This window comes from Sulfurovum sp. bin170, assembly GCF_010892395.1.
In the GTDB taxonomy this organism is placed as follows: Bacteria; Campylobacterota; Campylobacteria; order Campylobacterales; family Sulfurovaceae; genus UBA1140.
In genome coordinates this window covers 1-6,342 of record NZ_JAACKB010000072.1, presented here as the reverse complement: position 1 = coordinate 6,342, position 6,342 = coordinate 1, and the positions used below count along the sequence as shown (strand labels likewise).

Sequence of the window (6,342 nt, the reverse complement as noted above, 5' to 3'; positions counted from 1 at the left end):
TTTGAACCAAATAGTTCGGGTGTAAACACGCCGATTCCGAAAATGCAAATTGCATATAAGGAAACGATGGCTTCAGCCTCGCTAATTCATTGGCATTGCAGTTCGCCCAAGATACTTGGTATACCATGTAGTAGCTCATGCAGTTCGTGAATATCTTGATTGTATAATGGTGAATCATACATTGCATTATTTGAAGTTCTAATAAAAATCAACTTAATTAAGCAACTAATTACCAAACAGTATACAATTTTTATAAGTAACAGAGAAAAATATAAAGTTATAAACAAAAAATCAAAATAATATAATAGTAATCTGCTAAAATTTACAATATGAAAAAATATTTAATGATACTAATACTATTTACACTGTTTATCTCTGCTAAAACATTTACTAAAATAGAGTTTGACGGGGATGTTGATATTATCACTGGGGAGTTTGATCGAGCAACTTTACTTAAGGTGTGTCATATAGAGTATCCACCTATATACAAATTTTGGAAGAGTGACCCTACATTTGAGAGTGAGCAGATAGATGATTTTGTTGAGAACTTAGAAAACTATGCTTATAGTGTGGGATACTATAGAGCAAAAATCAATAGTAAAACTCATAATAATAAAATTATATTATATATCAATATAGGCGAGGCTATAAGAGTCAAATCTATAAGTATGGATAATGAGTTCAAGCGATTTGCACTATTGGAAAAAGGTAAAAGGTTTCGTACCAAAGATTTTACGCAGACAAAGAGAAAAATCACTCGACATCTCGAAGAGAACGGTTATCCAACTTATAAAATGGAGGCCAAAGCTTTTGTTAATAGAGATAGACCGTACCAAGTTGATATTAATATCTCGATTGATAAGGGAAAAAAGTACTACTTTGGAAAAACAGAAGTGAATAATAGCTCTAATATGGATGATAAGTTGATAACAGAGCAGATTTTCTATGAGGAGGGTGAGCTATATGATATATCAAAAGTTGAAGAGAGCTATGATAATATCTACAGGCTAGGTGTCTTTGAGAAGATAAAGGTCAAAGCTGACTTCAACAAAAGTAGCGAAGTGGCTCCTCTAAATATAATACTTAAAGAGGGGGAGACCAAAGAGTTCGCCTCTATGCTTGGGTATGATACCGATGAGGGTGCAAGAGGTGGAGCTGAGTATATCGACCACAATTTTTTTGGAAATTTGCGTGAGTTCAAGGTAGGAGCGAAGATAGCAGAGAAAGGGTATAGAGCATATACAGGATTTTATGACCCAAGAGTGATTCGACCACTGATAGGTGATTTTAGTTTTAGAAATGAGTTGAGCTATCAAAATTGGGAATATAACGGTTATAACGAAGGTCTGACAGTAGAGCGAGTCACTTTGGGCAAAAAGTTTGTAAATCTAGACCACTTTTTTGGTTTTCAGCTAGAGTATAATGAGATAGAGTCAGATAATGGGATGATACTTGATGGTAGCTATCTTATCAACTCTCTTTTTTATAGATTGGTGATTGACAAGAGGGACTCTCTGATGGATGCAAAAAATGGTTATTATACCTCTCTATATATTGAAAAAGCTATGAAACAGTTAGCTTCGGAGATTGATTATCTGAAGATATTAGCAGAGGGGAGATATATAAAACAGTTAGAGCCAATGGTATTTGCTATTAAAGTTAGATTGGGACGACTTAGCCAAGAGACACCTGTTTTTAAACACTTTTTTGCAGGAGGGGCTATGAGTAATAGAGGGTATGAGTATAGAGACCTTGGTCTGCATTATCATGGTGATGCTATTGGTGGTGTGGGGCTTATTGATACCTCTTTGGAGGGGCGATATTATCTTAGTGAAAACTTCTCTGTGGTTGGTTTTATGGATAGCTCTACTATTTCACAAGAGGTAGATAAGTTTGAGGATGATTGGTATAGGAGCTACGGTATGGGTATGCGTTATCTCTCTATTATTGGACCTTTGCGATTTGATATTGGGTTTCAAGAGGATGGTGACTTTGCACTACATCTTGGGATAGGACAGGTATTTTGAAAAAGCTATTTCTATTTCCATACTCACTCGTTCGTTGGTTGATTATTACTGTTATATTTCTCTCTCTCTTTTTAGTTTTCTTGATAGAGTCTCCATCCGTAGCACTAGCCTTGGTAGATAACCAACTAAAAGAGCAAGGTATAAAATATAGCTCTATAGAGGGAGGTCTTCTCTCTGGGATTCGGCTCAAAGATGTTAACTATCAAGAGAAAATCAAGCTAAAGGAGCTTAATCTAAAAGTTGATTGGGAAAAACTAGAGGAGCGAATACTCTATATAAAACATGTCACAGTAGAAGATATAGAGATTGAGAGAGAGTATTTAACCTCACTAATTGAGAGCAATAGTAGCGATGAGAATAGCAGTGAGAGCAATAGCACCCTACCTTTTGATAAGATAGTTCTAAACCGAGCAGATATTAGCCTCAAAAATATCATCTATGATGCCTACAAGGTTAATAGTGCAAAGCTAGAGATTAGAGACCTCACAACAGATATGAAAGAGGAGCATAAGGGTGACATCAAACTAACTCTTGATTCTAATGTTACTCAACTTAAACTAGATGGTTCTATCAAAAATGATTTTGTAAAACTTCTGGCAAAAATTGAACCAAATAGAGAGTTTCTAAACCCTTTTGTTGTGGAGAGTAATATAACGCTTACCAATAATCCAATCTTGACTATAAAAGCTAATGGTAATATGGAGAAGGTCAAATATCATCTAAATATCCATAGGCTTGGGCTAAAACAGAATGAGTATCAAGTAGATAGTAAAAAGCTTATACTGTTTGGTAACTATAATATCCCCAAAAAGGATGTCGAAGCGACACTCAAAACGGAGCTAAAGGGGAGCATGGCTTATCTGAAACTAGATGGAGATGCGAAGCTAAACTTGGATGATTTGAACAATACTCTAAACTATAAGCTAGATACGACCATTAACCCCAAGCAGAGTTTTCTAAGTCAAGTTTTGGCTGACCAAAATGTGACATTTTTTGAATCCCCTACTATCAAACTCAAAAGTTTTGGTAATATGAAAAAGCTCAAATATAATCTTGTTCTGCAACAGATAAACCTAAAGCAAAATGAGTATAGCCTACAGAGTGATACTGTTCTGCTTTATGGAGATTATAGTGTTTTTGATAAGAGTGTAGTTGCAGATATAAAAACCACTATAGACTCCAATGTGGCTCTAGTGAAATTAGATGGAGATACGGAACTAGACTTAGATGATTTGAACAATACTCTAAAGTTTAATCTCTTGGCAAATATAACTCCAAAAAAAGAGTTTGTAGAGTCTCAGATACCTGATGATAATCTCTCGATAGAGAGCGTTGCAGATATAGATGTAGTTGCAAATGGTACTCTAAAAGATACCAAATTCAAGGTAGATTTTAGAGGATTAAAAGGTAAAAGAGAAGATATTGATTTTGAGCTTCAATCATTGCTATTAGAAGGAGAGACAGACCCTTTGGCTGGTGATACTAGCGTTGATATATCTACAAATTTTGACTCCACGGTGGGGAAGGGGCATATTGAAGATAGAGTAACTCTTAACTTTAACCGTGTAGAGAGTAGCCTAAAACATATTGGCAAAATAGCTATAGATGCCAATGCTAAGTATCTAAACCGATTCCTAAAGGCTGAAAAGATAGTGCTCAAAAGTTCACCAAAAGTTAGAGTTGAGCTTCAGGGTAGCACAGAGAAGATAACCATAAAGCTAGATGGAGATGCAGATTTTACAAAAGAGAACAAACCATCAAAGGTGACTCTGCAGAGTAGACCTATTATGCTTGATTTGAAAAACAGCATGGTGGATGGTAGCCTAAAGATAAAAAATAGCTCTAATGAGATTGGATTTAATCTTGATAGTAGATTTAGTGGAGACTATAGTAAGCCTGAAAAGCTTAATATTGATACCAGTGTGGATATAAAAAGCTTTAACTCATTTGGTGTTAACCTAAACCCTATCACGCCACTAAAGCTAAAAATAAAAAATAGCTCATCTGGTGCTTTAATAAATTTAGACTCAAAGAGAATTAGATTTTTGGCAAAGAGTCCTGACCATGACCGTTTTTCATTTGATATAAAAACACGAAATCTCTATCTCTATAAGATGATAGAGCTACCAAAAGAGCTTGACCATAAGTTTGTCAAACTAAATCTAAAAGGTTCAGCAACACTCTCCAAAGAGCATTTTAAAATCAAAGGAACGATAGACTCAAACAAAAGGTTTCAAGCCAAAGTTGATATAAAAAATGATGACTCTGGTATAGATGGAGATATAAAAACAGAGTATCTCTTAGCTAAAGTGAAAGGTAATATAAAAGAGAAAAATCTAAATGCAGGGGTTGAGATTAGCTCTCTAAAAAAGCTACAGATAGAGCTGAACAAACTATATGCATTTAAAAAGTTTGATATTGATGGTTCTCTCAAAGTAGATGCAAAGCTTAAAGGTGAAGAGATTTGGGCAAAGGTTGACTCTCCTAAACTAGCACTAAATGGATTTGATATTGAGGCTCTTGGGCTAGATGCACACTATAACCAAGAGCTATTGACAATAAACAAGCTAAATTTGCAAACCACAGGGTTTGAGGATAAGAAGTTAAACAGAAAGATTTATCTTAATCAACCTGGAAAAATATATCTAGGGGAAAAACGGACTGTTCTGCTAGATATATATCCAAATATCTTGGTAAAAGCTGATGGTACAGAGGAGAATCTCGATGCAAAGGTAAAAATAGACAAACTTCCACTAGGTCACCCCGACTATGGTAGCATGTTTTTAAATTGTGATATTGACTATAAGCAGAGAGGATTAGATAAGAGTATAACAGGTCTTATAGATATAAGAAAAATGAAACTTTTTTATGAAGCGAAGTTTTTAGAGGCTGACTACGACCCTGATGTGGTTATTGTTACCAAAGATGACAAAGAGAAAAAAAAGGGAGAAGAGGATTCGTTTTTAAAACATACGGCTATTGATATAAAGATAACAGCACCACAAGCAAACTATAAAACTCCTGATATTGATCTGATATTTGACATCAACCTAAATGCAAAAAAACTTCTAGGAGAGCCTCTTGGCATATTAGGGAAAATAGAAGATATAAATGGACGAGTTGACCAAGTACCAAAAAGATTTCAGGTAAAAAACTCAAACATAGTCTTTACAGGAGATGAGAAGATAAATCCTCTACTAGATATAAATGTAGAGTATGAGTTACCACAAGTCCTAATCCAGATAGGTGTAGGAGGAAATGCAAACCGTCCAAAGATAGGTTTTAGCTCTGAACCACCTATGCCAAAAAAAGATATTATGTCCTATCTACTGCTTGGTGTTTCTGCAACTCAAATAGGTGAGGGGGAAGGTTCACTAGGTAGAGAGGCTGAACTCTTTATCCTCAATCAGGCGGCAAGAGACTTGGCTTATGAGTTTGAGCTAGATAGAGTATTTGTTAAAGATGATGGCACAGGTGAGGGGTTTGCTATAGAGACGGGTAAAAAAGTTAGTAAAAAGAATATGTTTATAATCGAAAGTTCCAAGCAGGGTAATAGCTTTATCTTGGAGCATGATGTGAGTAAAAATATCAAGCTTAGAGTTGGTCAGCATCAAAAAGAGATACCTTCACAGAGTGCTGATATTTATTTTAGGAAGAGGTTTAGATAAGTAAATATTACTTAAAATTATAGTACCGTGATGGATATTTACCTTTTAGCAGTATCTCATTTGTATAAAAAGTAAAAATAGGTGTAGCACCCTCCTCTATTGAGATGGGTATCTCCTCCTCCTCTGTAATATTTATCTTTTTAGTTATAGCCTTAAGTACCTCTCTACTCTTATCATCTTTGATGTAGAACTCATCACGCAAAATCTCGTAGGCATCTTTTTCATCTTTATCATAACGATATGTTTTTTTAACTAGATACAGAGAGTTATCTAACTCACTATTACCTCTTTGGGAGATATAGACTGCCATATCACGATTTTGACTCTGTAGCTTCATCGCACCCATCACAACAATAGATACTATTAGTACTGACATAATAACCTCAATAAGGGTAAATGCTTTTTTCATAATTAAAAATCTCCTTTTTTAGGAAACGCAAACTTTAGTCGCGTAAAAACAATAGACGAGGCTAAAGCCCAATGCCAATGAATTAAGCTTTTTTTGAACCAAATAGTTCGGGTGTAAACACGCCGATTCCAAAAATGCAGATTGCATATACGGAACCGATGGCTTCAGCCTCGCTAATTCATTGGCATTGATTTATTAGGACAAGGCAGTGCCATTGTCCCTACAATATTTCAATTTC

3 protein-coding genes are annotated in these 6,342 nt (G+C 35.2%); 2 read left to right on the top strand and 1 reads right to left on the bottom strand.

Features of this window, described 5'->3' with window-relative positions:
• Nucleotides 1–344 precede the first annotated feature (344 nt).
• Entirely contained in the window at nt 345–2,027 is a 1,683-nt protein-coding gene (locus GSY74_RS01690) for an autotransporter assembly complex family protein (protein WP_164663386.1), read from the top strand.
• Nucleotides 2,024–5,695, top strand: coding sequence for a translocation/assembly module TamB domain-containing protein (locus GSY74_RS01685; protein ID WP_164663385.1), 3,672 nt, complete (start codon nt 2,024–2,026; stop codon nt 5,693–5,695). Before GSY74_RS01690 ends, GSY74_RS01685 begins: the two co-directional genes overlap by 4 nt.
• Before the next feature lie 7 nt (nt 5,696–5,702).
• Here GSY74_RS01685 and GSY74_RS01680 read toward each other — a convergent pair whose 3' ends face one another.
• On the bottom strand, nt 5,703–6,104 hold the full coding sequence (locus tag GSY74_RS01680; protein ID WP_164663384.1) for a prepilin-type N-terminal cleavage/methylation domain-containing protein: 402 nt from the start codon (nt 6,102–6,104) through the stop codon (nt 5,703–5,705).
• Nucleotides 6,105–6,342 lie beyond the last annotated feature (238 nt).